The organism is Micromonospora sp. NPDC049175 (assembly GCF_043197345.1).
Lineage (GTDB): Bacteria > Actinomycetota > Actinomycetes > Mycobacteriales > Micromonosporaceae > Micromonospora.
In genome coordinates this window covers 521,931-545,721 of record NZ_JBICSY010000004.1, presented here as the reverse complement: position 1 = coordinate 545,721, position 23,791 = coordinate 521,931, and the positions used below count along the sequence as shown (strand labels likewise).

20 protein-coding genes and 1 riboswitch are annotated in these 23,791 nt (G+C 71.1%); of the genes, 10 read left to right on the top strand and 10 right to left on the bottom strand.

The features are described 5' to 3' along the window. The first annotated feature begins 1 nt into the window (after position 1). The 5 genes from ACGFH8_RS19485 to ACGFH8_RS19465 all read left to right on the top strand — a co-directional run bounded on the left by ACGFH8_RS19485 (position 2) and on the right by ACGFH8_RS19465 (position 5,142). Positions 2-838 (top strand): alpha/beta fold hydrolase, encoded by an 837-nt coding sequence (locus tag ACGFH8_RS19485; protein WP_393368735.1) that lies wholly within the window; start codon positions 2-4, stop codon positions 836-838. Positions 839-889: 51 nt separating this feature from the next. Then, positions 890-1,837, top strand: coding sequence for an ion transporter (locus tag ACGFH8_RS19480; protein ID WP_393368732.1), 948 nt, complete (start codon positions 890-892; stop codon positions 1,835-1,837). A gap of 76 nt (positions 1,838-1,913) precedes the next feature. Then, positions 1,914-3,083, top strand: a complete 1,170-nt coding sequence (locus ACGFH8_RS19475) for an acyl-CoA dehydrogenase family protein (protein WP_393368729.1) — start codon at positions 1,914-1,916, stop codon at positions 3,081-3,083. Beyond that, positions 3,083-3,928 (top strand): phosphate/phosphite/phosphonate ABC transporter substrate-binding protein, encoded by an 846-nt coding sequence (locus ACGFH8_RS19470; protein WP_393368727.1) that lies wholly within the window; start codon positions 3,083-3,085, stop codon positions 3,926-3,928. The genes ACGFH8_RS19475 and ACGFH8_RS19470 overlap by 1 nt, the downstream gene beginning before the upstream one ends. Then, positions 3,925-5,142: a ferritin-like domain-containing protein gene (locus ACGFH8_RS19465; RefSeq protein ID WP_393368724.1), complete on the top strand. Its 1,218-nt coding sequence runs from the start codon at positions 3,925-3,927 to the stop codon at positions 5,140-5,142. The genes ACGFH8_RS19470 and ACGFH8_RS19465 overlap by 4 nt, the downstream gene beginning before the upstream one ends. 63 nt (positions 5,143-5,205) lie before the next feature. On the opposite strand, the gene ACGFH8_RS19460 is transcribed toward ACGFH8_RS19465, so the two are convergent. Continuing rightward, positions 5,206-5,556, bottom strand: coding sequence for a DUF1330 domain-containing protein (locus tag ACGFH8_RS19460; protein WP_393368721.1), 351 nt, complete (start codon positions 5,554-5,556; stop codon positions 5,206-5,208). 126 nt (positions 5,557-5,682) lie between these two features. Then, the gene (locus ACGFH8_RS19455; protein WP_393368718.1) at positions 5,683-6,273 is read right to left on the bottom strand and encodes a TetR/AcrR family transcriptional regulator; all 591 of its coding nucleotides are present in this window, start codon (positions 6,271-6,273) and stop codon (positions 5,683-5,685) included. Between the two features lie 109 nt (positions 6,274-6,382). On the opposite strand from ACGFH8_RS19455, the gene ACGFH8_RS19450 reads away from it, so the two are divergent. Next, positions 6,383-6,736: a TraR/DksA family transcriptional regulator gene (locus ACGFH8_RS19450; protein ID WP_393368716.1), complete on the top strand. Its 354-nt coding sequence runs from the start codon at positions 6,383-6,385 to the stop codon at positions 6,734-6,736. A gap of 129 nt (positions 6,737-6,865) precedes the next feature. Then, positions 6,866-8,380 (top strand): cellulose binding domain-containing protein, encoded by a 1,515-nt coding sequence (locus ACGFH8_RS19445; RefSeq protein WP_393368714.1) that lies wholly within the window; start codon positions 6,866-6,868, stop codon positions 8,378-8,380. A 61-nt stretch (positions 8,381-8,441) separates the two neighbouring features. On the opposite strand, the gene ACGFH8_RS19440 is transcribed toward ACGFH8_RS19445, so the two are convergent. The 3 genes from ACGFH8_RS19440 to eno form a co-directional block, all read right to left on the bottom strand. Beyond that, complete coding sequence (locus tag ACGFH8_RS19440; RefSeq protein ID WP_393368711.1) at positions 8,442-11,057, bottom strand: ATP-binding protein; 2,616 nt, start codon at positions 11,055-11,057, stop codon at positions 8,442-8,444. Positions 11,058-11,318: 261 nt separating this feature from the next. Then, positions 11,319-11,816 carry a GNAT family N-acetyltransferase gene (locus ACGFH8_RS19435; protein ID WP_393368708.1) on the bottom strand — a complete coding sequence of 166 codons (498 nt, stop codon included), beginning with the start codon at positions 11,814-11,816 and terminating at the stop codon, positions 11,319-11,321. Between the two features lie 94 nt (positions 11,817-11,910). Next, positions 11,911-13,176 (bottom strand): phosphopyruvate hydratase, encoded by a 1,266-nt coding sequence (eno, locus tag ACGFH8_RS19430; RefSeq protein WP_393368706.1) that lies wholly within the window; start codon positions 13,174-13,176, stop codon positions 11,911-11,913. A gap of 118 nt (positions 13,177-13,294) precedes the next feature. On the opposite strand from eno, the gene ACGFH8_RS19425 reads away from it, so the two are divergent. After that, on the top strand, positions 13,295-14,209 hold the full coding sequence (locus ACGFH8_RS19425; protein ID WP_393368703.1) for a MerR family transcriptional regulator: 915 nt from the start codon (positions 13,295-13,297) through the stop codon (positions 14,207-14,209). On the opposite strand, the gene ACGFH8_RS19420 is transcribed toward ACGFH8_RS19425, so the two are convergent. Together ACGFH8_RS19420 and ACGFH8_RS19415 are read right to left on the bottom strand one after the other, a co-directional pair. Continuing rightward, the gene (locus tag ACGFH8_RS19420) at positions 14,206-15,201 is read right to left on the bottom strand and encodes a ribonucleotide-diphosphate reductase subunit beta (RefSeq protein ID WP_393369115.1); all 996 of its coding nucleotides are present in this window, start codon (positions 15,199-15,201) and stop codon (positions 14,206-14,208) included. The two genes, ACGFH8_RS19425 and ACGFH8_RS19420, sit on opposite strands and share 4 nt — an antisense overlap. 47 nt (positions 15,202-15,248) lie before the next feature. Beyond that, the gene (locus tag ACGFH8_RS19415; protein ID WP_393369112.1) at positions 15,249-17,567 is read right to left on the bottom strand and encodes a ribonucleoside-diphosphate reductase subunit alpha; all 2,319 of its coding nucleotides are present in this window, start codon (positions 17,565-17,567) and stop codon (positions 15,249-15,251) included. 195 nt (positions 17,568-17,762) lie between these two features. Beyond that, positions 17,763-17,980, bottom strand: a riboswitch (cobalamin riboswitch). A gap of 555 nt (positions 17,981-18,535) precedes the next feature. Between ACGFH8_RS19415 and ACGFH8_RS19410 the strand changes: the two genes are divergently transcribed. Further along, positions 18,536-19,930 carry an L-fuconate dehydratase gene (locus ACGFH8_RS19410; protein ID WP_393368701.1) on the top strand — a complete coding sequence of 465 codons (1,395 nt, stop codon included), beginning with the start codon at positions 18,536-18,538 and terminating at the stop codon, positions 19,928-19,930. 9 nt (positions 19,931-19,939) lie between these two features. Then, positions 19,940-20,662, top strand: coding sequence for a FadR/GntR family transcriptional regulator (locus ACGFH8_RS19405; RefSeq protein ID WP_393368698.1), 723 nt, complete (start codon positions 19,940-19,942; stop codon positions 20,660-20,662). Between the two features lie 104 nt (positions 20,663-20,766). Here the strand turns inward: ACGFH8_RS19405 and ACGFH8_RS19400 are convergent, their stop codons facing one another. From ACGFH8_RS19400 to ACGFH8_RS19390, 3 genes are read right to left on the bottom strand one after another with little or no spacing between them, the layout of a single operon-like run. Next, positions 20,767-21,585, bottom strand: a complete 819-nt coding sequence (locus ACGFH8_RS19400) for an ATP-binding cassette domain-containing protein (protein ID WP_393368696.1) — start codon at positions 21,583-21,585, stop codon at positions 20,767-20,769. After that, positions 21,585-22,637, bottom strand: coding sequence for an ABC transporter substrate-binding protein (locus ACGFH8_RS19395; RefSeq protein WP_393368693.1), 1,053 nt, complete (start codon positions 22,635-22,637; stop codon positions 21,585-21,587). The genes ACGFH8_RS19400 and ACGFH8_RS19395 overlap by 1 nt, the downstream gene beginning before the upstream one ends. 40 nt (positions 22,638-22,677) lie before the next feature. After that, entirely contained in the window at positions 22,678-23,685 is a 1,008-nt protein-coding gene (locus ACGFH8_RS19390) for an ABC transporter permease (RefSeq protein ID WP_393368691.1), read from the bottom strand. Between the last annotated feature and the right edge of the window lie 106 nt (positions 23,686-23,791).

The following is a 23,791-nucleotide window of genomic DNA, read 5'->3' as shown; positions in this document are numbered from 1 at the left end:
CATGGAACGGATCAGCGCACGGGACGGCGCGAGCGTCGTGCTGCACTCCACGGGAGAGGGGCCCGGCATCGTCGTGGTGCACGGCGGCGGTGTCACCATCGACGTCTACCGCCGGCTGGCCACGGCGCTCGCCGACCGGTTCACCGTGCACCTCTACAACCGACGGGGACGGGCCGACGCACCACCCAGGTCGATGCCCTACACGGTGGAGCAGGAGATCGACGACCTCGCCGTGGTGCTGGAGCACACCGGGTCCGGCAACGTCATCGGCCACAGCTCCGGCGGTTTCATCGCGCTCGAGGCAGCACTCCGGCTGCCGATCGACCGACTCGCCCTCTACGACGCCGCGGTCTCCATCGACGGCGGATTTCCGTCGGCGTGGCTCGCACCCGCCCAGGCGGCGCTGCGGGCCGGTGACATCGCTCGGGGCCTCGCCATCACGGCCGCCGGCATCAACCCACAGATGGCAGCGGGGAAGCTCCCGCTCGGCGTACGGATCGCGATCATCCGCGCGTTCATGCGCACCCCGATCGGCCGGACGATGGCCGAGTTGCTGCCGTTGACGCTTGACGAATCGGCGCTGATCCGAGCGCACGACGGCCCGGCCAGCCAGTGGGCCGGAGTGACCGCCGACGTGCTGCTGGCCTACGGCGCCGATGGTCCGCCCTACTACCGGGACCTGAACGCGGCGTTGGCCCGCGCACTGCCGCGAGCGCGGACGTTGACGGTTCCGCGCAGCGGCCATGACGCCGTCAACCGGGCGTACCCCAGGATTGTCGACCCGCTCGCCGAGTTCTTCGCGGCCCCGGTGACGCCGGAGCGGACGAGCCACGCCTGAGCGGGATCACACGGTCGCCCGCGATCATTGATCTTGGCTAGGCTGGCGGGCATGCCCGCCAGCCCCGTGCCCGCCCAGCGGCGTGAGCCGGGCCCACCCGAGCAGCACCGATCCCGTTGGACCGCGCACTGCGCCAGGCTCGCCGGGTCACGCCCCTTCGAGATCGTCATCGTGGTGGTCATCCTCGCCAACGGGGTCGTCCTCGGCCTGGAGACGTACGACGACCTGACTCCGGCGGGCACCGCGCTGCACTGGCTGGAGCTGGTCTTCCGCGCCGTCTTCGTCGTCGAGATCGGCGTCCGGCTGGCGGCGTACGGCAGGCGTCCGCAGGACTTCTTCCGGCACGGCTGGAACGTCTTCGACTTCGTGGTGATCGCGGCGATCTTCATACCGGGCCTGCACGGCGATCCCGCGCTGCTGCGCGTCGTACGGGTCGCCCGCATGGTCCGGTTGGTGCGGTTCTCGCCGGGCCTGCGGACCATCGTCTCCGCGCTGTGGCGCAGCCTGCCGGGCGTCACCGGTTTCCTCGCCCTGGCCGTGGTGACCCTCTACGTGTACGGGATGGCCGGCTGGCTGATCTTCGGCAGCCGGTATCCGGACGAGTACGGCGACATCGGCAAGTCGCTGCTGACGCTGTTCGTGCTGCTGTCGCTGGAGACGCTGCCGGACCTCATCGAGCAGGGCATGGCCATCTCGCCGTGGACGCTGCTCTACTACGTCAGCTACGTCGTCATCACCGTCAACCTCCTGCTCAACATCCTCATCGCCGTCATCGTCAACTCGATGGAGGAGGCACGCCGGTTGGAGATGACCGAGCGGCTGGCCCCCGACTACGACGAGGACGGCGACGGCGTACCGGACGAGGTGGACCGCATCGCGCTCACCCAGCGGCTGGACGACCTGCGGGCGGTCATCGCCGAGTTGGAACGCGAGTTGCGGATCGACCGGGACGACGGGCACGGCCGGCCGCACCGGGACGGCAGCCGCACCAGACGGTGATCCGACCCTCGCGCTCCGTGCTCCCCTTCGGATAGTGTCGACGGCGGTCCCACCGCTCCGGCCGAAGGGCACCGCCATGACGACGACTGTCGACAGCGCCCATCCCGACGCCGCCGTGGCAGATCCGCTCGGCACGGTGGTCGACGAGGTGATCCGCCCGCGGTCGGCGATCGTCGACCGGGAGGGGACCTTCCCCCGACCGGGTGTCGACGCCCTCGCCGCGGCCGGCCTGCTCGGCCTGGCCTCCTCGACCGAGGTCGGTGGCGGCGGTCACGGCATGCGTGTGGTCGCCGAGGTCGTCGAGCGGCTGGCCGCCGAGTGTGGGTCCACCGCGATGGTGGTGCTGATGCACTACGCGGCGACCGCCGTCATCGAGGCGCACGGCCCGCGCGAGGTCCGCGCGGCCATCGCCACCGGCGGCCATCTCGCCACGTTGGCCTTCTCCGAGTACGGTTCGCGCAGCCACTTCTGGTCACCGACCGGCACCGCGAGCACCACCGACGACGGCACGGTCCGCCTCGACGCCCGCAAGAGCTGGGTCACCTCGGCCGGCGAGGCCAACAGCTACGTCTGGTCGAGCCTCCCGCTGTCCCGCGACGCGGGGCCGATGACGCTCTGGCTCGTGCCCGCCGACAGCCCCGGCCTGACCGTGACCGGCGATTTCGACGGGCTCGGCCTACGCGGCAACGGCTCCCGGCCGATGACCGCCGACGGGCTCCGCGTCCCGTCGACGGCGATGATGGCGGCCGACGGCGCGGGGCTGGACACCGCACTGGGCGCTGTTCTCCCCTGGTTCCTGGTGCTCAACGCCGCGTTCTGTCTGGGTCTGGCCGACAGCGCGGTCGCCGAGGCCTGCCGGCATCTCACCGGGACGACGCTCACGCACACCGGCGCCGCCCTGCGCGACGCGCCAGTTCCTCGCCGCGACCTCGCCCGACTGATGATCCGCACCGACGCTCTGCGCGCTTTCCTGGGCGACACCCTCACCGCGCTGGAGACCGGCCGCGACGACGCGATGCTGCGGGTATTGCAGGTCAAGGCCCTCGCCGGCGAGACCGTCGCCGACGTGACAGATGGCGCGATGCAGCTCTGCGGCGGCAGCGCGTTCCGCCGGGAGTTGGGCCTGGAGCGCCGTTTCCGCGACGCGCGCGCGGCCCGGGTGATGGCACCGACCACCGACGCCCTGCACGACTTCGTCGGTCGGGTCGCCACCGGGTTGCCCCTGTTCGACGAGGCCAACCGCTGATGCCGGCGCCGAGGGTCCTGATGGGCGCTGTCGCGTACGACCCCAAGGTGGTGACCATCTGGGAGGGTTTCCGAGCCTGGTTGCGCGGGCGGGGCCTGGACTTCGACTTCGTCCTCTACTCGCACTACGAGCGACAGGTCGAGGATCTCGTCGCCGGCCGGATCGACGCGGCCTGGAACTCGCCGCTGGCCTGGTTGCGGGCCGAACGGCTGGCGGCAGCCACCGGCACCGCCGTCCACGCGCTGACCATGCGCGACACCGACCAGGACCTCACCTCGGTCGTGGTGGTGCGTGCCGACTCCCCGGTGCGACAGGTCGCGGATCTCGCCGGGAGGCGGGTGGCCGTCGGCGCGGTGGACAGTCCACAAGCAACGCTGCTCCCGCTGGACCACCTCGCGACCGCCGGCGTCGACGTCGACGTCCGCCGCTTCGACGTCGGTGTCGGCCTGCACGGCGACCACGTCGGCGGGGAGCGCGACGCGGCCCGCGCCCTGTTGAGCGGGGAGGTCGACGCCGCCTGCATGATCGACGCCAACCACCTCGGGTTCGTGCGGGAGGGCACGCTGCCGCCCGAGGGCACCCGGATCGTCGGGCAGACCGCGCCCTACGACCACTGCAACATGACGGTCCGCGATCCGGAGTCCGCCGGGGTCCAGCTCTTCGGCACACTGCTGCTCGGCATGTCGTACGCCGATCCGCAGGTGCGTCCGCTGCTCGACCTGGAGGGGCTGACGGCCTGGAAGGACGGTCGCACCAGCGGATACACCCTGCTTGCCAGGGCGGTCGACGTCAGCGGCTTCTACTCTCCCGACGGGCGGGTGACGGCCACGGACTATCGCCCGTGAGCGGCCCGCCGGCCGCCGACGTCGAGGTCCACCTCGGCGATCTGGGCTTCGGCCGGGGAGCGCACCTGCTCGTGCAACGCGCCCTGGCCGGCCTGCCACCCGGAGGCCGGGTGGCGGTGCTCGGTCGCGACCCGGCGTTGCCCGTCCACCTGCCCGCCTGGTGCCGTGGTCGGGGTCATCGGGTCGAGTCGCCGGCTCGGGGCGACAGCGGTGATCTGGTGGCGGTGGTCGTACGGGGGACGGCGGACGACGACCGCTGGTTCGGCGCGGAACGGGCCGGGCCCGCGCTGCCGTCGGCGCTGAGCAGCCGCCCACCGGCGCGTTGGGGGCTCGGCGCCCGGGGCGCGCTGCTCGAGGCCGGCGGCCCCGAGGCCCGGTTCGACCTGGACGACCGGGACCTGGTGTGGGCCGAGATCGCCCCGCAGTTGTACGCGCAGGCGGCGGCACGACAGTGGGATCCGCAGGCAGCGGTGCCGTGGAACGATCCGTTCGTGCTGCCGGCCGACGTCGAGGCCGCGGTGGTGCAGGTGATGACCTACCTGGTGGAGAACGAGCAGGCCGCGCTCGTCGTACCGGCCCGGTTCGTGGGGCGCATCCACCCGCACTTTCGCGAGGTGGTGCAGCTTCTGGCCGTGCAGATGGCCGACGAGGCGCGGCACATGGAGGTGTTCAGCCGACGGGCACTCCTGCGCGGCGTCGAGTTGGGCACGTCGTCGGCCGGCGGCCGGCAGTCGCTCTTCACGCTCGTCGCGGAGTCCGACTTCGCACTCGCCTCGTTCCTGCTCTCCGTGCTCGGCGAGGGCAGCTTCGTCGATCTGCTGTCGTTCCTGCACCAGTTCGCCCCCGACCGGGTGACGCGCCGGATCTGCTGGCTCGCCATGCAGGACGAGCGCCGGCACGTGCTGTTCGGCATGGCGCACCTGGAACATCAGGCACAACTGGACCCGCTGCTGCGGGATCGGCTGCGGGCGGCCATCCACCGCCGCCACGACGCGCTGGTCGACACCGCGGGCCTCAACGCGGACGTCTTCGACGCGCTCGTGGTGCTCGCGTCGGGTGGTTGGCATCCGGACGAGGTGTCCGCCGGCTTCGACCGGGTGCAGGCCCTGCAACACGCGATGGATCAGGGCCGCCAGCGCCGGCTCGTCCGCCTGGGCTTCCGGGCCGACGAGGCCGCCGCGCTCTCGGCCCTGCACACCCGCAACTTCATGTAGGCGATCCCCGCGCATGCCACGGCGTGCGCGGGGATCGCCCGACGGCAGGTCAGCGAGTGGTTGTCACTGGCCGAGCAGGGTCCGGATCTGACGCGCGTAGCCGGCCACCGTGAAGTCGGGGCTGACGGAGTCCACCAGGATCAGGTCGTTGATGGTGTGGTTGACGCGCAGCGGCAGGATCGCCTGGTACTCGGCGGAGTTGTACCAGGCCTTCGCGGTCTCCGCGTCCGGGAACTCGATCAGGACCGCCGAGCCCTCCCAGGAGCCCTCGATGACCTGCACCTGGGCGTCCAGGACGAGCCACTTCGCGCCGTACGGCTTGGTGGTGGCCTCCACCTGCTCCAGGTAACGCAGGGACTCCTCGGTCGGCACTCCGCCCGGGATACGCAGGTGGTTGATCAGATAGGTGCTCATGTCGCACTCCTTGCGGGTAGGTGATGGGTCTCCGGTCGAAGGCGTACGACCGGTCGTCTTAAATTGGATGCACGCCGCGCGAACTGGCCGGACACGCGCATCAGTGCGGGTGGGGACCGACACGGATCAGGTGAGGATCCGCCCCGTGGTGATCGTGAGGAACTCGTGGAGGGCGGTCAGGTCACCGGAGGCCTTCGCCCGCGCCGCCGCACCCTCGTAGCTGGAGACGATGAAGCCGGCCAGGTCACCGGCGGGCTCGTCACCGTGCATCTCACCGGCAGCTCGCGCCTGCTCGATCGCCACGGCGAGCACGGCGACCCAGCGACTGAGACCGGCGTCGACGGCAGCCCGCAAGACGTCGCTGTGCGCGGGAATCTCACTGGCGAAGTTGCCCAGCAGGCAACCGCGATCCCCCATCGTGTCGCCAAGGCCGGTGATGTATCGCAGGTGGCCGACGATCCGCTCGCGCGGCGTCCCACCCCGCTTCTCGTCGAGCATCTCCAGCCCCATTGCCGCCGAGTATCTCGCCACCGAGTCGAGGGCGAGATCCTCTTTACTGGCGAAATGGTTGTAGAAGGTGCCCTTGGGCGCACCGGCGGCGGCGACGATGTCCTGAACGCTCGTCCCGTTGTAACCGCGCATGTGGAACAGATCCAACGCGGCGTCGGACAACCGCTGCCTGGTCCCGGCCGAGGTCGACGACTTGGGTCGTGGCATGTCGTGACGCTCCTTCGCTCGGGCCCTGGCTGACACCACTACGATATGACCGGTCGTCTCGAAATGCCAGCGATGTGACCGCTGTCATCCCGCAGTACCGTGGAGGGCCATGACCAGCGACTCCAGCGCGGTCCGCGAGGCACTGCTGCGGCTGCGCGAGCAGACCGAGGCCCAGGCCACCGCCCTGGAGGGCGACCTGCGGAGCCTCTTCGAGGCGTCCCGGTCGTCGAACGCCGACGACGAACACGACCCCGAGGGCAGCACCATCGCCTTCGAACGCGCGCAGCTCACCGCCGTGCTGGGCGCGGCCCGCCGCCGCCTGGCCGAGCTGGACGTCGCGCTGGGCCGGGTCGACGACGGCAGCTACGGCGTGTGTGAACGGTGCGCCCGTCCCATTCCCGCCGAGCGCCTGCTGGCCCGCCCGTCGGCGCGGACCTGCGTGGCCTGCGCCAGCCGGCGGTGACGGTGCCGGCGGCCCCACCCGACGGCGTCGACACCGCCCGGCACGACTGCCGGCAGGACCGCCGGCATGTTGACTCCTGCCGGGCGTCCTGCCTGTCTCCCGGCAGCGGCCGTTGCTTGACTCAGCGGCATGACATCACTTCGGAAAGCGATCACCCATACGGTGGTCGTCGGGGCACTGGTCGGCGCGACGGCGCTCACCGGTCCCACCTCCGCGTACGCGGAGTCCGGCCAACCGGGGGCCGCCGGGGCCGCCAAGTCCCTCCTCGACATCATCCCGGCACAGACCCTGGACCAGATGGTCGCCCAGGCCCCACTTGTCGACGCGGCCAATGTCATCCGCACCGCGGTGGACCGCGCGCCGGCACGCGGCTATGCGGGCATCGGCCTGGTCGACGACCACGTCACCCTGTGGTGGAAGGGTGCGCCGCCCACCGACATCGCCGCGGCCGTCACCGCCGCCCGCCGCGCCGCGCCGGTCGAGGTGGCCAACGCCACCTACTCCCGCGCCGAACTGCGCAAGGCGGCCACCAGACTCACGCCGGTGGTGGAGGCCGACCCGACGGACGCCAGCCACGCGGTCCGGCTACGCACAGACGGCAGCGGCATCGAGATCGCCGTCGACCGCACCCCGAGCGCCAAGCTGCCGAAGCTACCGGTCACCGGCGTGCGTACCAGCCTCGTCGAACGCGACCAGATGGTCGAACGGTCACGGGCCAACGACGCCGCGCCGTTCGACGGCGGGGCCGGCATCGGGTTCACCACGCCCGGGTGTACCGCGGGCTTCGGCGTACGCAACGCCGACACCAACGCCGGTTACATCCTCACCGCCGAACACTGCGGTGCCATCGGCTCACCCTGGCACGTCGGCTGGAACAAGAAAACCGGCACCGGCACCCTGGTCGGCTACGCGGTGGACAGCAATGACGACCACGACACGATGATCATTTCGACGGCCACGCCCGGCAACCACCTCTACGTCGGCGGCCAGCAGGACGAGGTCCGCGCCCAGGTCATCGGCTGGACCGAGGTCTTCCCCGGCCAACTGCTGTGCCAGTCCGGCTACACCTCCGCGGGTGCCATCGGCGGTCCGGTCTGCAACCTGCGGGTCGACTACCACTACGACGACATCGAGGACCTCGTCGAGGCCACCCAGCTCGACGGCAACGAGGCCGCACGGGGCGGCGACAGTGGCGGCCCGGTCTACGCCGTCAACGCCAACGGCACCGTGCTCGCCGCCGGCACCACCACCCGATCGGCCGGTCGGGGCTTCGGCTTCCAGGACTTCGCCACCGCCCGCGACGACTACGGCAACATCGTCCCGGCGACGAAGATCGCCAGCACCTGCCGGGTCTCCTTCGTCGTCACCAACTCGTGGGTCACCGGCTACAGCGCCAGCGTCACCGTCTACAACGACGGCCCGGCCGCCAACGGCTGGTCGTTGGGCTTCACCTTCCCGGGTGGACAACTCGTCGAGGGCCACTGGAACGGCCTCTTCCAGCAGGCCGGCTCGGCGGTGACCGTCACCAACGAGAACCACAACGCCAGCATCCCGACCGGCGGCGCCGTCAACTTCGGCTTCACCGCGAGCGGCCCCCCCGCCACGTCGGCACCGTTCACCCTCAACGGCACCACCTGCAACTGACCCCTGTCCCTGCACACCGGGCCCCGCCGCACCGTCGGCGGGGCCCGGTCCGTGTCCGGGATCAGGACTCGGCAAGCTCGCGTCGCAGGGTGGCGCGCAGGGTCCGCACCTCCGGGGCATCCAGTTCGCCGCACCTGTCGAGCGCCCGCTCGCGCAGCAGGCGGGCGTCGGCGGCCCGGCCCGGAGCCGAGCCGGCCAGCGCCGCGAGCGCGGACAGGGTCTGCGCCTCCCACCACGGGCAGGACAGCACGGCATACAGGGCCAGCGCCGCCCGCAGCGCCTCGGCCGCAGCGTCGACCTCGCCCAACGCCTGAAGCGCGAGCCCGTACCGGTGGATGGCGACGGCCTCGCTGAACGTCGCGCCGGACCGGTTGAACACCTGCCGGGCGCGGGCGTACTCGTCGGCGGCGGCCCGCCACCGGCCCAACCCGGCCAGGTCCGCGCCGAGACTCATCATCGCGCCGGCCCGGGCCACCGCCGCGCCGGTACGGCTGAGACCGTTGCCCTGGGCGTAGAACGCCAGTACGTCGCGGTGCAACTCGGCCGCTTCGGAGAACCGGCCGAGTGCGGCCAGCGCTCCGCCCAGCACGCTCGCCGCGCTGTGCTCGCCGAGGGCGTACCCGATCTCGCGGAACAGGCTCATGGCCCGGCGGGCACTCTCGACGGCCGACCCGCCGCGGCCGATGCGGATCAGGATGGCGGCGGTGTAGGCGAGTGCCCACGCCTCCTCCCGGCGGTCCCCGATCCGGCGGGCCAGTTCCAGCGCCCGGGCCAGGGCGGCCAGCCCGTCGGTGTTGCGGTCCCGGCAGAAGTACCGGGCCCAGCCCAGGAAGTTCAACAGGACGGCCTCGTCGCGGGGGCTACCGGCAGCCCGGGCCGCGGCCACTCCCAGCGAGAAGATCTCGTCCCAGGAGTGCCGGTGACTGTTGGCGTCCGAGTACCAGTGCAGAGCCCTGGTGACCGCGACCACGTCCGCGTGCCGGCCACTCCGGGCCGCGTCGCGCAGCGCCGCCAGCCAGTTGCCGGACTCCCGATCCAACCAGTACGCCGCCGCCCGGTCGTCGTCGAACGGGGAGTCGACCCGACGGGCGACCGGCTCGAACATCAGGCCGGCCTCCCGGGTACGCCGCAGCAGCCAGCCGACCATCTGCTCGTGCGCCGCTGTCCGGCTGGCCTGCGGTTCCTCGGCGTCGAGGCGTTCCTGGGCGTAGAGCCGGACCAGGTCGTGGAACTGGTACCGGTCCCCCATGGTCAGGAGGACGCTGGCCTCGACCAACTCCTCCAGGGCCGCCGCCGCGGTCTCCTCGTCGGTGCCGGCCACGGCGGCGACCAGCGCGGGTTCGAAGTCGGTGCCGGGAATCAGCGAGGCCCGCCGGAACACCCGCGCGGTCGTCGGGTCCAGTTGCCGGTAGGAGACCTCGAACGCGGAGCGGACGCCCAGGTCCCCAGCGGTCAGCACGGTCAGCCGCTGACGCTGGTCGCGGAGCAGGTCCACCAGCCAGCCGACCGACCACTGCGGACGGCTGGCGAGGCGGTTGCCGGCGATCCGGACGGCCAGCGGCAGCCGGCCGCAGAGTTTGACGATGTGGTCGGCCGCGGCCGGCTCGGCGGCGATCCGGTCGGCACCGACGATCGCCTCGAGCAGCAGTCGACCGGCCGTCGGGGCGAGCAGGTCGAGCGGCAGGCGGACCGCGCCGGCGAGACCCGTCAGTGGACGCCGGGAGGTGACCAGCGCGAGGCATCCCCGCCCGGCCGGCAGCAGTGGGCGTATCTGTGCCTCGCTTGCCGCGTTGTCCAGAACCACAAGCAGCGGCCGGTCCCGGGTGAGGGTGCGGAACAGACCACCCCGCTCGGCCGGCGACACCGGCACCCGGCTGTCCGGCACCCCGAGCGACCGCAGCAATCCGGCCAACGCCTCGGACGGGTCGATCGGGCCGTCCGGCGAGGCGCCCTGCAGGTCGACGAAGAGCTGACCGCCGGCGAAGGCCGAGCTGAGCCGATGTCCAGCGGCGACGGCGAGGCTGGTCTTGCCGATCCCCGGCGGCCCGTGCAGCACCACCACCGAGGCGCTGTCCGGCCGTCCCGCGGTGACGTCGGCGGCCAGCGCCGAGAGCCGTTCCAGGATCTCCGCCCGGCCGGCCAGGTCCGGAACGGCGGCGGGCAGTTCCCCGGGTACGACCACCGCCGGGCGGCCGTGCGGCACCGAGAGGCGATCGTGCGGCACCTCCGCGCGGTCGCCAGGCACCGTGACGCGGTCCTCCGGCACCTCGGCGTGATCGCCCGGCACCCTGACGCGGTCCTCCGGCACCTCCGCGCAGTGGTCAGGCACCGCCGCGCGGTCCTCCGGCACCGCCACGCGGTCCTCCGGCACCTTCACGCGGTCCTCCGGCACCTCCGCGTGGTCCTCCGGCACCGCCGCTCGGTCGTGCGGCTGCCGCTCGACCCGGGCCAGGGCGACGAAATGGTCGCGGTCCGCCCCGGCCAGCCGCAGGGCGTCGGCGAGCAGAACCACAGTCCGTCGTTGCGGGCTGCGCACCCGGCCGCGCTCCATCTCCCGGATGCCACGGACACTGGAACCGGCCGCTTCGGCAAGCTCCTCCTGGGTCAGCCGCCGCTCCAGGCGGAGGGTCCTGAGGAGACCTCCGAAATGGTCACGCCGCACCTGACTCTTGGGCATGCTCCCCCACCCACCCAGCGCCCGCACTTACGTAACGTGCATCGATGGTCGCATGTACGTGACGAGTTGCGGCCCGCTGTGCACCGAGTGTGAGTATCACCATGGCGGATCCGGCGGTCCTCGCCCACGCTGTCGTCTGGTCGATCCGACCGGCCCAGTCGGCCCTGTCGCCGCGCCCCCGGGCGCGAGGAAGCCTCCCGCCCGGGGGTGGCCCTGCCGGACTGACCCGTACCGACGAGCCCGGGCGACTGACGCCTGCCGTCAGGTGATGGCGGGACTGCGGCGTTCCAGCAGGACGACGTCACGCCAGCGGCCGTGGTGGCGACCGACCCGCTCGCGTACGCCGACGACCCGGAACCCGGCCCGCCGGTGCAGCGTCAGGCTGGCGGCGTTCTCCGGGAAGATCCCGGACTGGATCGTCCAGATGCCGGCGGCCTCGGTGGAGGCGACGAGCGCCTCCAACAGCAGCCGGGCGACGCCGCGGCCCTGGGCGGCTGGATCCACATAGACGGAGTGCTCGACCACACCGGCGTAGACCGCGCGGGTCGAGGTCGGCGAGACGGCGATCCAGCCGAGAACGGTGCCGTCGGGGTCGACGGCCACGAACCGGTGCCCGGTCAACCGGGTCGCGTCGAATGCCGCCCAGGTCGGCGCGGTGGTCTCGAAGCTGGCGTTGCCGGCATCGAGGCCGGCCTGGTAGATCGCCAGCACCCGGTCGGCGTCGGCGACAGTCATGGAACGCACGGTGATCTCAGCCATCAGCAGGTTCCCTCCAGATCAGAGGCTGTCTGCACGTAAACCTAGGCCCGTCACCCACGAGACGCCCCACCCACGGAGCAGGGGGCCGCCGGGGTCAGCGCGTTCCCGCGTAGACGGCGCGGTCGCCCAACTCCTCCTCGATGCGGATGAGCTGGTTGTACTTGGCGGTGCGGTCGGAGCGCGACAGCGAGCCGGTCTTGATCTGGCCGCAGCCGACGCCCACGGCAAGGTCGGCGATCGTGGTGTCCTCGGTCTCGCCGGAGCGGTGCGACATCACCACCCGGTAGCCCGCCTTGTGGGCGGCGTCCACCGTCGCGAGGGTCTCGGTGAGCGTGCCGATCTGGTTGACCTTGACCAGGATCGCGTTTGCGTAGCCGCCCTCGATCCCGTCACGCAGGCGGTCGACGTCGGTGCAGAAGACGTCGTCGCCGACCAACTGCACCCGCTCCCCCGCCAGCGCGGTCAGCCGCTTCCACCCGGCGATGTCGTCCTCGGCCATCGGGTCCTCGACCGAGCTGATCGGGTACCGGGAGACCAGGTCGAGCAGGTAGTCGACGTGCTCCTCGACGGTGCGCCGCCGCCCCTCGCCGACGTAGTCGTAGACGCCGTCGGTGAAGAACTCCGAGCTGGCCGGGTCGAGGCAGATCGTCAGGTCGGCGCCGGGCTCATAGCCGGCGTCCTCGATCGCGCGCAGCACGAAACGCAGCGCCTCGTCGGCGTCGGTGAAGGTCGGCGCGAAGCCGCCCTCGTCACCGACGTTCGTGCTGTGCCCGGCCTCCGCCAGGGACCTCCGGAGGGTGTGGAAGACCTCCGCGCCCATCCGGACCGCCTCGGCGAACGTCCGCGCCCCTACCGGAGCGATCATGAATTCCTGGAAGTCCAGCGGGTTGTCGGCGTGCGCGCCGCCGTTGATGATGTTCATCATCGGCACCGGCAGCAGCCGGGCCCCCACCCCGCCGACGTAGCGGTACAGCGGCTGCCGGTGCGCCGATGCCGCCGCCTTTGCCGCCGCCAGGGACACCGCGAGGATCGCGTTGGCGCCGAGTCGACTCTTGTCCGTCGAACCGTCGAGAGCGATCATCGTCTCGTCGACGAGCGCCTGGTCCTCCGCGTCGAGCCCGATCACCGCGTCGGCGATCGCACCGTTCACGGCGGCGACCGCCGTCGTGACGCCCCTGCCGTGGAAGCGCGTGTGATCCCCGTCGCGCAGCTCGACAGCCTCGTTCGCTCCCGTCGACGCCCCGGAGGGCACGGCCGCGCGCCCGCTCGACCCGTCGGTGAGCACCACGTCGGCCTCCACGGTCGGGTTGCCCCTGCTGTCGAGGATCTGCCGACCCCGTACCCGGCTGATTGCCGTCATCACACACTCCCTGCTCAGGATGCCTTTTCATCGCCAGACTGGCAGGAAACGGCCGTCCTGGCACCGCGATGATCGACACGTTGACCCGTACCCCGGGGTACGGGTTTAGGGTCGCGGGATGCGGGTGGGTGAACTGGCACGACGGACCGGGACGACGGTCCGGGCGCTGCGGTACTACGAGTCGGCCGGGCTGGTCGTGCCCCGACGGCTGGGCAACGGCTATCGGGAGTACGACCCGATCGCGGTGCGCCTGGTGGCCCAGATCCGCGAGTTGATGGCGCTCGGCCTCACCGTCGAGGAGACCCGCCCGTTCGTCGAGTCGATCGCCGGTGGCGCCGACGACGCCGACGTGTGCGCGGCGGCGGTGGCCACGTACCGCAGCACCATCACCGGCCTGCAGGAGCGGATCGGCAGGTTGACCGCCCAGCGGGACGCACTGGACGCGCGTCTCGACGCGGCCGCGACCCAGGTCGTCCCCGGCGGTGACACGGTCGGCGCCGACCCCGCCACGCTGGTCGGGACCCGCCTGCCGCAGCTGTCCTTCTACGGCACCGACGGCCGACCTGTCGATCTCGGCGCGCTCGGCGTCGGACGCAGCGTCATCTTCGTGTACCCCCTGACCGGGCGGCCGGGCGTCGATCTGCCCAACGGTCTGCTGGAGGTCCATGGCGCCCGGGGCAGCACCGAGCAGGCCGCGTGGTTCCGCGACCACCACGCGGAACTCCGCGCGGCCGGCGCGGCGCGGGTGTACGGCCTGTCCGCGCAGTCGACCGGTTACCAGCGGGAACTCGCCCACCGGCTGCGGCTGCCCTACCCGCTGATCCCCGACCCGCGGCTGACCCTGGCCGCCGCGCTGCGGCTGCCGACGCGCACCGCGGGGGACATGACGCTCTACGAGCGGTTGACCCTGATCATCGCCGACGGCGAGGTGGAACACGTCTTCCACCCGATTCCGGACCCGGCGTCGCACCCGCTGCACGTGATGCGGTGGCTCACCAAGCGACGCCAGGCCCCGGGATCGGTCGCCGCCTAGAAGTCGTCGTCGAAGGCGACGGTGCCGGCCACCCCGACCTGGTACGCCGACACCCGCCGCTCGAAGAAGTTGGACAGCTCCTGCACGTCCTGCAGCTCCATGAACGCGAACGGGTTGCTCGACCCGTAGTGCGGGGCGATGCCGAGCTGGGCCAGGCGGCGGTCGGCGACGTGCTGGAGATACTCCCGCATGTCGGCCAACGTCAGGCCGGGCACCCCGTGGCCCACCAGGTCCTCGGCGAACTGCACCTCACACTCGACGGCCTCGGCGAGCATCTGCCGCACCTGGTCGGCGAGGTCGTCGTCGAACAGGTCCGGTTCCTCGGCGCGGACGGTGTCGACGACGTCGAAGGCGAACGCCATGTGCATCGACTCGTCGCGGAACACCCAGTTGGTGCCGGAGGCGAGGCCGTGCAGCAGGCCGCGGGAGCGCAGGAAGTAGACGTACGCGAACGCGCCGTAGAAGAACAGCCCCTCGATGCAGGCGGCGAAGCAGATCAGGTTGAGCAGGAACGTCCGGCGGTCGTCCCGGGTCCGCAGCTCTCGCAGGTCGCCCAGGGAGTCGATCCAGCGGAAGCAGAACTCGGCCTTACGGCGGATCGAGGGGATGTTCTCGATGGCGGCGAACGCCTCGAAGCGTTCGGCCTCGTCCGGCACGTACGTGTCGAGCAGGTTGAGGTAGAACTGGACGTGCACGGCCTCCTCGAACAGCTGCCGGGACAGGTAGAGGCGACCCTCGGGGCTGTTGACGTGCTGGTAGAGGTTGAGCACCAGGTTGTTGGCGACGATTGTGTCGCCGGTGGCGAAGAACGCCACCAGCCGGCTGACCAGGTGCCGCTCGGCCGGCGACAGCTTGTCCAGGTCGGCGAGGTCGGCGTGCAGGTCGACCTCCTCGACGGTCCAGGTGTTGCGGATGGCGTCGCGGAACCTGTCGAAGAAGTGCGGGTAGCGCATCGGGCGGAGGGTGAGGTCCATCCCGGGGTCGAGCAGCATGTGCGTGGTCCTCGTGTCGGTGGTGGCGGTGGTGGCGTCGGCGGGGGTCACTGGCAGGCCTCGCACGACTCGGGGTTCTCCAGCGAGCAGGCCAGCGCCTCCGCGTCGGCCGCCACCGGCGCGAGCACCGCGACGGTGGCCTGCTGGATCCGGGTGGCGGGGCGGGAGCGCAGGTAGTACGTGGACTTCAGCCCGGCCTTCCAGGCGTACAGGTACATCGAGGAGAGCTTGCCGATTGTCGGTGCGGCCAGGAACAGGTTCAGCGACTGGGACTGGTCGATGAACGGGGCCCGGGCGGCGGCCAGGTCGATCAGAGCACGCTGCGGCAACTCCCAGGCGGTGCGGAACAACTCCCGGACGCCGGCCGGCAGCTCCGCGATGTCCTGCACCGACCCCTCCGCCCGCTTGATCGCCGAGCGGATCCGGTCGGTCCACAGGCCGCGGGCCTTCAGCTCGCGGACCAGCGCGGTGTTGACCTGGAGGAACTCCCCCGACAGGGTCTCGCGCTTGAAGAGGTTGGACACCTGCGGTTCGATGCACTCGTAGCACCCGGCGATCGACGCGATCGTCGCGGTCGGGGCGACCGCCACCAGCAGCGAGTTGCGCAGCCCGTCCGCCTGGACCCGCTGGCGCAGCGCGTCCCACCTGGCGGTCTGCGTGCCCTGGACGCCCCACAGGTCGGGCTGCAACTGGCCGCGCGCGGCGCGGGTCTGCGCGTACGCCGGGTGCGCGCCGAACTCGCGCGCCAGGTCGGCGGAGGTCTCCAGCGCGGTCAGGTACAGCTCCTCGCTGATCCGGGTGGACAGCTCCCGGGCGGCCGGTGAGTCGAACGGCAGCCGCAGCGCGAAGAAGACGTCCTGGAGACCCATCAGCCCGAGCCCGACCGGCCGCCAGCGGGGGTTGCTCGCCGCCGCCTGCGCGGTCGGGTAGTAGTTGATGTCGATGACCCGGTCGAGGAAGGTGACGGCGGTACGGACCGTGGCGCGCAGCCGCTCCCAGTCGATGCCGCCGTCGGTGAGGTGCGCGGCGAGGTTCACCGAGCCGAGGTTGCACACGGCGGTCTCGGCGTCACTGGACACCTCGATGATCTCGGTGCAGAGGTTGGACAGGTGCACCACGTTGCCGTCTTCGGCGGTCTGGTTGCAGAGCCGGTTGGCGGCGTCCTTGAACGTCATCCACCCGTTGCCGGTCTGGGCCAGGGTGCGCATCATCTTCCCGTACAGCTCCCGCGCCGGGACCTGCCGCACGTGGCGGCCCTGCGCCTCGGCCTGGCGGTACGCGGCGTCGAACCGCTCCCCCCACAGGTCGGGCAGCTCGGGCACCTCGTGCGGGTCGAACAGCGACCACATCTCGTCGGCCTCGACCCGGCGCATGAACTCGTCCGGGACCCAGTTGGCCAGGTTGAGGTTGTGGGTGCGCCGGGCGTCCTCGCCGGTGTTGTCCCGCAGTTGCAGGAACTCCTCGATGTCCGGGTGCCACGGCTCCAGGTAGACGCAGGCCGCGCCCTTGCGCCGGCCGCCCTGGTTGACGGCGGCGACGCTCGCGTCCAGCGTGCGCAGCCACGGCACGATCCCGTTGGACTGCCCGTTGGTGCCGCGGATCAGCGCGCCCCGGGAGCGCACCCGGGAGTACGCGATGCCGATGCCGCCGGCGAACTTGGACAGGTTGGCGACCTGGGCGTAGCGCTGGTAGATCGAGTCCAGCTCGTCGCGTGGGGAGTCGACCAGATAGCAGGAGGACATCTGGGTGTGCCGGGTGCCGGAGTTGAACAACGTCGGTGAGCTGGGCAGATAGGCCAGGCTGGACATGAGTCGGTAGAAGTCGACGGCCTCGTCCGGCGTCTGGGACAGCCCGCAGGCCACCCGCAGCAGCCAGTACTGCGGGGTCTCCAGCACCAGGCGGCTGGTGGGGTGGCGCAGCAGGTACCTGTCGTACACCGTGCGCAGGCCGAAGTACTCGAACCGCCGGTCACCGTCCGGATCGACGGCGTCGTCGAGCATCGGGGCGTGCGCGGCGACGAACGCGGCGGTGTCGTCGCCGATCAGGCCCTCGGCGTGGCCGATCCGGATCGCCGCGCTGAACGAGGTCACGCCCTGCCGACGGACCTCCTTGCCGACGTAGCTGGAGAGCAGCCGGGCGGCGAGGCGGGAGTACTGCGGTTCCTCGCCGATCATCTCGGCCGCGGTCTGGATGGAGAGCCGGTCCAGCTCGGCAGTCGTCGCGCCGTCGTACAGGCCGCTGATCGTGCGGGTGGCGACCCGCATGGGGTCGACGTCGGTCAGGTCGTCGGCCCACCGCTCGACCGCCCGGACGATCTTGTTGACGTCCACGGATTCGGTGGCGCCGTTGCGCTTGCGGACCTGCATCGGCGTCCGCCGTACGGCCGGGTCGCCGACTGCCGGGACTACCTCGGTGACTGTCACCACTCACTCCTCGCGAGTTCGAGACCTGATGGCCCCTCGAACGCGTGGAGACAGACACCGGCGGACGCCACGCCGGGACGGCGTGGGTCAGGTGGCGTCGGCCGTCCCACGCGGCCTCGGACCGCCGCTCACCCGGGTGTGGGTACGCGGCGCGCTGGCAGGTCTTCGGACTCGTGGGCACGACCGGGTTGGCCGGTCTCCTACTGGCCGTCGCTTCCCAGGCCGATTCGTGGCCCAGTGCTCATGACGGCTGTCGTTCCCACTCACCGCTGCGGGACAGTCCCGGATTTCCACCGGGTTCCCTCTTGCCTCGACCGCTCGGGCTGAGCGGTCGAACCAGCTGCGCTCGACACCATATATAGGGACGCTGCCGTTGTCACACCCCACATGTCGGTCTCGGGCGTGTCGACGGCGACGCCCGTGATGGTCGTCACCGGCCACGCCTACCGGGCCGGGTCCCGTCGACGCGCGGCCGGCGAACGCCCGCGCGGCACGCGGCAGGCCGAGCGGGTGTCGACATTCGGAAAGGTGTGATGTATTAAGTCTTTAGATGTAAAGACCCCTACCCATACTCGACGGTCAATGCAACTTTCCGGAGTGGACATCCAATCTTCCGGACCACTATCCACTTCTCGCGTCACCGTCCCCATCGGTCTCGGGGCGCCTCCGCAGCCCGCGGCGTCGCCGGCAGTCAGGGCGTCTACCAGCGCGACACAGACCGCCATCGCCCCGGCCGGGGCCTGCGGACCAGGCACGTCGACCACGCCGACGGCACGTCGACGAATCAGCGGCGCGGGAAAAACATTAGATGTCTTCGATTCCCGGGTGATCGACGTCGTTGACGCGTCGGATTGACCCTCCGTATACTCCCAGAGATCATCTGATCTTTAGCCTAACCGGGCGAGGAGCGCATGCCGCAGATCACCGCCGTCACCGTCGAGGACGTCCGCTTCCCCACCTCCCTGACCGCTGACGGCTCCGACGCCATGAACAAGGACGGCGACTACTCGGCGGCCTATGTCGTCCTGCACACCGACGGCGTCGACAGCACCGGTGCGCCACTCGCGGGCCACGGTCTGACCTTCACCATCGGCCGGGGCAACGACATCGTCGTCGCGGCGGCCGTCCACCAGGCACAGCGTCTCGTGGGCGTGGACGTCGCGACGATGGCGTCGGACATGGGCGCGGTCTACCGCCTGCTCACCTCCGACTCGCAACTGCGGTGGCTCGGCCCGGAGAAGGGCGTCGTCCACCTGTCGCTGGCCGCCGTGCTGAACGCGTCGTGGGACCTGGTCGCCCGGGTCGCCGGCAAGCCGCTGTGGCGGCTGCTCGTCGACATGTCCCCCGAGGAACTCGTCGACATCGCGGACCTGCGCTACCTGTCCGACGCGCTGACCCGGGACGAGGCGCTGGCCATCCTGCGCGCCAAGGAGGGCACGAAGGCGGCCCGTCTCGCCGAGCTCGACCGGACGGGCTACCCCGCCTACACCACCTCGGCCGGCTGGCTCGGCTACGGCGACGACAAGCTGCGCCGGCTGTGCCAGGAGGCGGTGGACACCGGCTACGGCTACGTCAAGCTGAAGGTGGGCGCCAACCTCGAGGACGACATCCGCCGGTGCGGCATCGCCCGGGAGATCCTCGGCCCGGACCGCAACCTGATGATCGACGCCAACCAGGTGTGGGACGTCGGTCAGGCCATCGAGTGGGTCAAGGCCCTCGCCCAGTTCGAGCCACTGTGGATCGAGGAGCCGACCAGCCCCGACGACATCCTGGGCCACGCCGCCGTCCGCCGCGCCGTCGCTCCGATCGGAGTCGCCACCGGCGAGCACTGCCACAACCGGGTGATGTTCAAGCAGTTGTTCCAGGCCGAGGCCATCGACTTCTGCCAACTGGACACCGGCAGGTTGGCAAGCATCAACGAGATCGTCGCCGTGCTGCTGCTCGCCGCGAAGTTCGACATCCCCGTGTGCCCCCACGCCGGCGGTGTCGGGCTGTGCGAGATGGTCCAGCACGTGTCGGTGCTCGACTACGTCGCGATCTCCGGAGATCTCACCAACCGGGTGACCGAGTTCGTCGACCACCTGCACGAGCACTTCACCGACCCGTGCATCATCCAGGACACCGGCTCGGGCAGCGGTTACGTCCTGCCCCGCCAGCCCGGCTACTCCACCCGGATGCGCCAGGAGTCGGTCGAGCTCTACCGGTTCCCCGACGGCGGCTACTGGGCGACGACAGACCCGACTACGGTGTCTTCTCCGGAGTCGTACGTGATCGCGGGTGGGACGGCCACGCCCGCCGGCCGCTAGGGGGATGTCATGTCGCGCACCGACGAGGTGGTGAACGGCATCAAGCGGATGATCCTCGAAGGGCACTTCAAGCCCGGGGACCGCCTGCCCATCGAGAAGGACCTCGCCGAGTCGCTCGGCGTCTCGCGGGGCTCGCTGCGCGAGGGGATGTCGGCTCTGTCGATCCTCGGCATCGTCAACATCCGCCAGGGTGACGGCACCTACGTCACGAACCTCGACGCGCCGCAGCTGCTGGCCCCGATGGGCTTCGTGGTCGACTTCCAGGGCCAGGGCGACGCACGGCACGTCCACATCGTCCGGCGGCTGCTGGAGTGCGAGGCCGCCCGGCTGGCGGCGACCAGGATCACCGACGAGGCCCTCGCCCAGGCGGGGGTGCTCCTCGACGAGGCCGCGCGGATCGCCGGTCGGTCGCCGCAGGAGCACGAACGGATCATGGAGATCGACATCGCGTTCCACCGGATCATCGCGGTGCACGCCGACAATCCGGTGCTCGTCGGTCTGATCGAGGCGTTCGCCGGGCGCACGCTGCGCGGGCGGCTCTGGCGGAGCCTGCACGAGGAGGGCGCGGACCGGCGTACCCACGACGAGCACGTCGCGATCCTGAAGGCCCTCGTGGCCCGGGACCCGGAACGCGCCCGGATCCGGATGGCCAACCACCTGATCGGGGTGGAGGAATCGCTGCACGGGCAACCCGACGACGGTGAGGCAAACGTCGAGCCGGCGCGGTTCTGAACAACCACTCCGGCGTACGGCGACCCGCTACGCACCCGCCCCCGGCCCGGCGGCTCCGGGGCGCGCCCTCGATCACGTGATCGCGCGCGCCCCGGTCGACGACTTCAGCGGTCGTCCCGCTCTCCGGCGGTGCTCCCGGTCATCGCCGCGACCAGGTCGTCGGTGGTGACCTCGTCGGCGCGCAGCCGGGCCGCCCGGCGGCCGAGCCGCAGCACCTCGACCCGGTCGGCGATCTCGAGCACCTGCGGCATGTTGTGGCTGACCAGCACCACCGACATGCCGGCGTCGCGGGCCCGCCGGACGACGTCGAGCACCCGCCCGGTCTGGACCACGCCGAGCGCCGCGGTCGGCTCGTCGAGGATGACCACGTTCGTCGCCCAGATGATGGCGCGGGCCACCGCGACGCACTGTCGCTGCCCACCCGACAACATCGCGATCGGGGTGGTGACCCGGGGGATCCGCACACCCAGTTCGTCGAGAGCCGCGGCGGCGCCCTGCCGCATGGCGCGCTTGTCGAGCAGACCCAGCCGGCCGAGCGGCCCGGAGCGCAGGATCTCCCGACCGAGGTAGAGGTTGGCGGCCACGCTGAGATCGTCGGCGACGGCGAGATCCTGGTAGACCGTCTCCACACCCGCACGCCGGGCGTCGACAGGCGTGGAGAACTGGACGGGACGACCATCCACCCGGATCTCGCCCTCGTCGGGCGGGTGCACACCGGACAGCGTCTTGATCAGGGTGCTCTTGCCGGCGCCGTTGTCACCGATCAGCGCGACGACCTCGCCCCGGTGGACCGTGAAGTCGGCGCCGCGCAGCGCCTCGACGTGCCCGAACCGCTTGACGATGCCACGGGCTTCGAGGACCGGAGGATCCTCGGAGGTCGGTTGCGTGTCGCTGTCGGCGGTTGCCGTCGGGGTCGTGCCCATCACTGCACCGGGGGGTTGGCGCAACTCGGCTCGAGCACCGCCTTGATCTCCGCGGAGTCGATGTTCTCCTTGGTGACGAACGTGACGCCGGTGTCGGCCGATGCCAGCGGGGCCTTGTCCCGCAGGTGCTTGACCATCTTGTCGACGCCGAAGTAGCCCATCTTGAACGGGTTCTGCACGACCAGCGCCGAGATCTGACCGCTGCGCACCCCGGCGATCTCGTCCGGGGCGGCGTCCCACCCGATGATGACCACCTTGCCGGACTTCCCGGCCGCCTGGATGGCCTGCGCGGCGCCGAGCACGCTCGGCTCGTTGGCCGCGAAGATGCCGGCGAGGTTGGGGTTGGCGGTGAGGATGTTCTCGGTGACGCGCCGCGCCTCGTTGACGTCGCTGCGGCTGGGCTGCTGGCCGACCAGCTTCAGGTTGGGATACTGGGCGAGGCCGGCCTTGAAGCCGTCCACGCGCTCGGTGTTGGTCTGCGATCCCGGCTGGAACTCCACGAGCGCCACCTGGTGGTTGCCGGGGCCGAGTTCGGTGGCGAGCAACTTCGCCGCCTCGGTGGCCGACGCGCGGTTGTCGGTGGCGAACAGCGGCACGCTCGACGGTTGCGGGCTGGTGCCAGAGTCGATCATCGCGACCGGGATCTTCGCGGCGAGCGCCTGGTCGGTCGCGGGCGCCAGCGCGCTGGAGTCGGTCGCCGCGTAGACGATGCCGTCGACCTTCTTGGTGACGAAGTTCTGGATCAGGTTGACCTGGCCCTCGACATCGGTCTCGGTGGTCACCCCGTCCCACTGCACGGTGACGTCGCCCGCGCGTTGCGCGGCGCACTCCGCGCCCGCCTTCACGGTGTTCCAGTAGTCGGCGCCGACGGCCTTGGGCACGACGGCGAGCTTCAACGGGCCGCTGGCGTCCTTCGTCGCGCCGTCGCCCCCGTCGCGGACCTCGACCCCGCCGCAGGCGCTGAGCAGAGCGGTCGCCGCGGCCGCGGCCAGAACCGCCCGTACGCCCAGGATCGACCGTCGCGTCCGCCGGCTGGTGGTGGTGTGCGCCATGGTGTGTGTCCTTCCTCGTTCGGAGTCTCGGAATGGCATGTCAACCCCGTGATTCCAGCCGCCGGCGGCGGTACTGGTCGAAGTAGACGGCGGCCCAGATGATCAGGCCGACGATCACCTGCTGGTAGTGGATGCTGATGTCGAGCAGGACAGCGCCGTTGCGCACCAGGGCGATGAGGAACGCGCCGATGATGGTCCCGACGATCCGGCCCTGACCACCGAACAGACTGGCGCCGCCGATGACCGCGGCGGCGATGACATCGAGCTCCAACGAGATCCCGTAGTTGGGCTGGCCGGAGTTGACGCGGGAGGCGGCGATCATGCCGCCCAGCCCGACCAGCACACCCGCCAGCACGTACACCCCGGTCAGGTGACGCCCCACCCGGACCCCGGAGCGGCGAGCGGCCTCCAGGTTGGAGCCCATCGCGTAGGTGTACTGACCGAAGCGGGTCTGGGAGAGCAGGAAGGCGACCCCGACCGCGACCAGGACGGTGATCAGCACGGCGAACGGAATGCCGAGGATCTCGCCGTTGCCGAGCAGCTGGAAGGATCGGGGCAGGCCGTAGACGCCGACCGCGCCGGTGATGATGAAGACCAGACCGCGGCCCACGGACATCGTGCCCAGTGTCGCGATGAACGGCGGGATCCGGGCCACGGTCACCAGCAGGCCGTTCAGCAGACCGGCAAGCGCGCCGACGCTTATCGCGACCACGGTCGCCGCCCAGAGCGAGAAGCCGAGATCGCGCACGACCATCGCTCCCACGACGCCGGCGAGCGCGGCGACCGACCCCACGGACAGGTCGATGCCCTTCGTGATGATGACCATCGTCTGCGCCGTGGCGATGATGGCGATCACCGCGGTCTGCGCTCCGATGTTGAAGAGATTGTCCGCGGTCAGGAAATAGGGACTGGCGAAGGTCAGCGCGACGAACAGGACGACGAGCGCGGTGGCGGCGGTCAACTCGGAGACGGCGTGGGAGATCCGTTCGCGGAACCAGTCGCTGAGTTCGCCGCGCTGCGTGCCGGCGGATGCCTCGACGGTGCTCATCGTCGGATCTGACCTCCCCAACCGTGGCGCCAGCGCGGGACGGGGGAGTCCCCGACGAGCCGGCAACCTCTGACCCACCGAACCTCCCGGCAGGGTACGTGAGCTT

Bases quoted from the DNA above. Each gene is read 5' to 3' on its own strand.
- ACGFH8_RS19455 (WP_393368718.1), bottom strand. From the start codon at position 6,273: ATGCCACGACCCAAGTCGTCGACCTCGGCCGGGACCAGGCAGCGGTTG.
- eno (WP_393368706.1), bottom strand. From the start codon at position 13,176: ATGACGGCAATCAGCCGGGTACGGGGTCGGCAGATCCTCGACAGCAGG.
- ACGFH8_RS19400 (WP_393368696.1), bottom strand. From the start codon at position 21,585: ATGGGCACGACCCCGACGGCAACCGCCGACAGCGACACGCAACCGACC.
- ACGFH8_RS19425 (WP_393368703.1), top strand. From the start codon at position 13,295: ATGCGGGTGGGTGAACTGGCACGACGGACCGGGACGACGGTCCGGGCG.
- ACGFH8_RS19460 (WP_393368721.1), bottom strand. From the start codon at position 5,556: ATGAGCACCTATCTGATCAACCACCTGCGTATCCCGGGCGGAGTGCCG.
- ACGFH8_RS19390 (WP_393368691.1), bottom strand. From the start codon at position 23,685: ATGAGCACCGTCGAGGCATCCGCCGGCACGCAGCGCGGCGAACTCAGC.
- ACGFH8_RS19440 (WP_393368711.1), bottom strand. From the start codon at position 11,057: ATGCCCAAGAGTCAGGTGCGGCGTGACCATTTCGGAGGTCTCCTCAGG.
- ACGFH8_RS19395 (WP_393368693.1), bottom strand. From the start codon at position 22,637: ATGGCGCACACCACCACCAGCCGGCGGACGCGACGGTCGATCCTGGGC.
- ACGFH8_RS19470 (WP_393368727.1), top strand. From the start codon at position 3,083: ATGCCGGCGCCGAGGGTCCTGATGGGCGCTGTCGCGTACGACCCCAAG.
- ACGFH8_RS19485 (WP_393368735.1), top strand. From the start codon at position 2: ATGGAACGGATCAGCGCACGGGACGGCGCGAGCGTCGTGCTGCACTCC.
- ACGFH8_RS19480 (WP_393368732.1), top strand. From the start codon at position 890: ATGCCCGCCAGCCCCGTGCCCGCCCAGCGGCGTGAGCCGGGCCCACCC.
- ACGFH8_RS19410 (WP_393368701.1), top strand. From the start codon at position 18,536: ATGCCGCAGATCACCGCCGTCACCGTCGAGGACGTCCGCTTCCCCACC.
- ACGFH8_RS19450 (WP_393368716.1), top strand. From the start codon at position 6,383: ATGACCAGCGACTCCAGCGCGGTCCGCGAGGCACTGCTGCGGCTGCGC.
- ACGFH8_RS19475 (WP_393368729.1), top strand. From the start codon at position 1,914: ATGACGACGACTGTCGACAGCGCCCATCCCGACGCCGCCGTGGCAGAT.
- ACGFH8_RS19420 (WP_393369115.1), bottom strand. From the start codon at position 15,201: ATGCTGCTCGACCCCGGGATGGACCTCACCCTCCGCCCGATGCGCTAC.
- ACGFH8_RS19445 (WP_393368714.1), top strand. From the start codon at position 6,866: ATGACATCACTTCGGAAAGCGATCACCCATACGGTGGTCGTCGGGGCA.
- ACGFH8_RS19415 (WP_393369112.1), bottom strand. From the start codon at position 17,567: ATGCAGGTCCGCAAGCGCAACGGCGCCACCGAATCCGTGGACGTCAAC.
- ACGFH8_RS19405 (WP_393368698.1), top strand. From the start codon at position 19,940: ATGTCGCGCACCGACGAGGTGGTGAACGGCATCAAGCGGATGATCCTC.
- ACGFH8_RS19435 (WP_393368708.1), bottom strand. From the start codon at position 11,816: ATGGCTGAGATCACCGTGCGTTCCATGACTGTCGCCGACGCCGACCGG.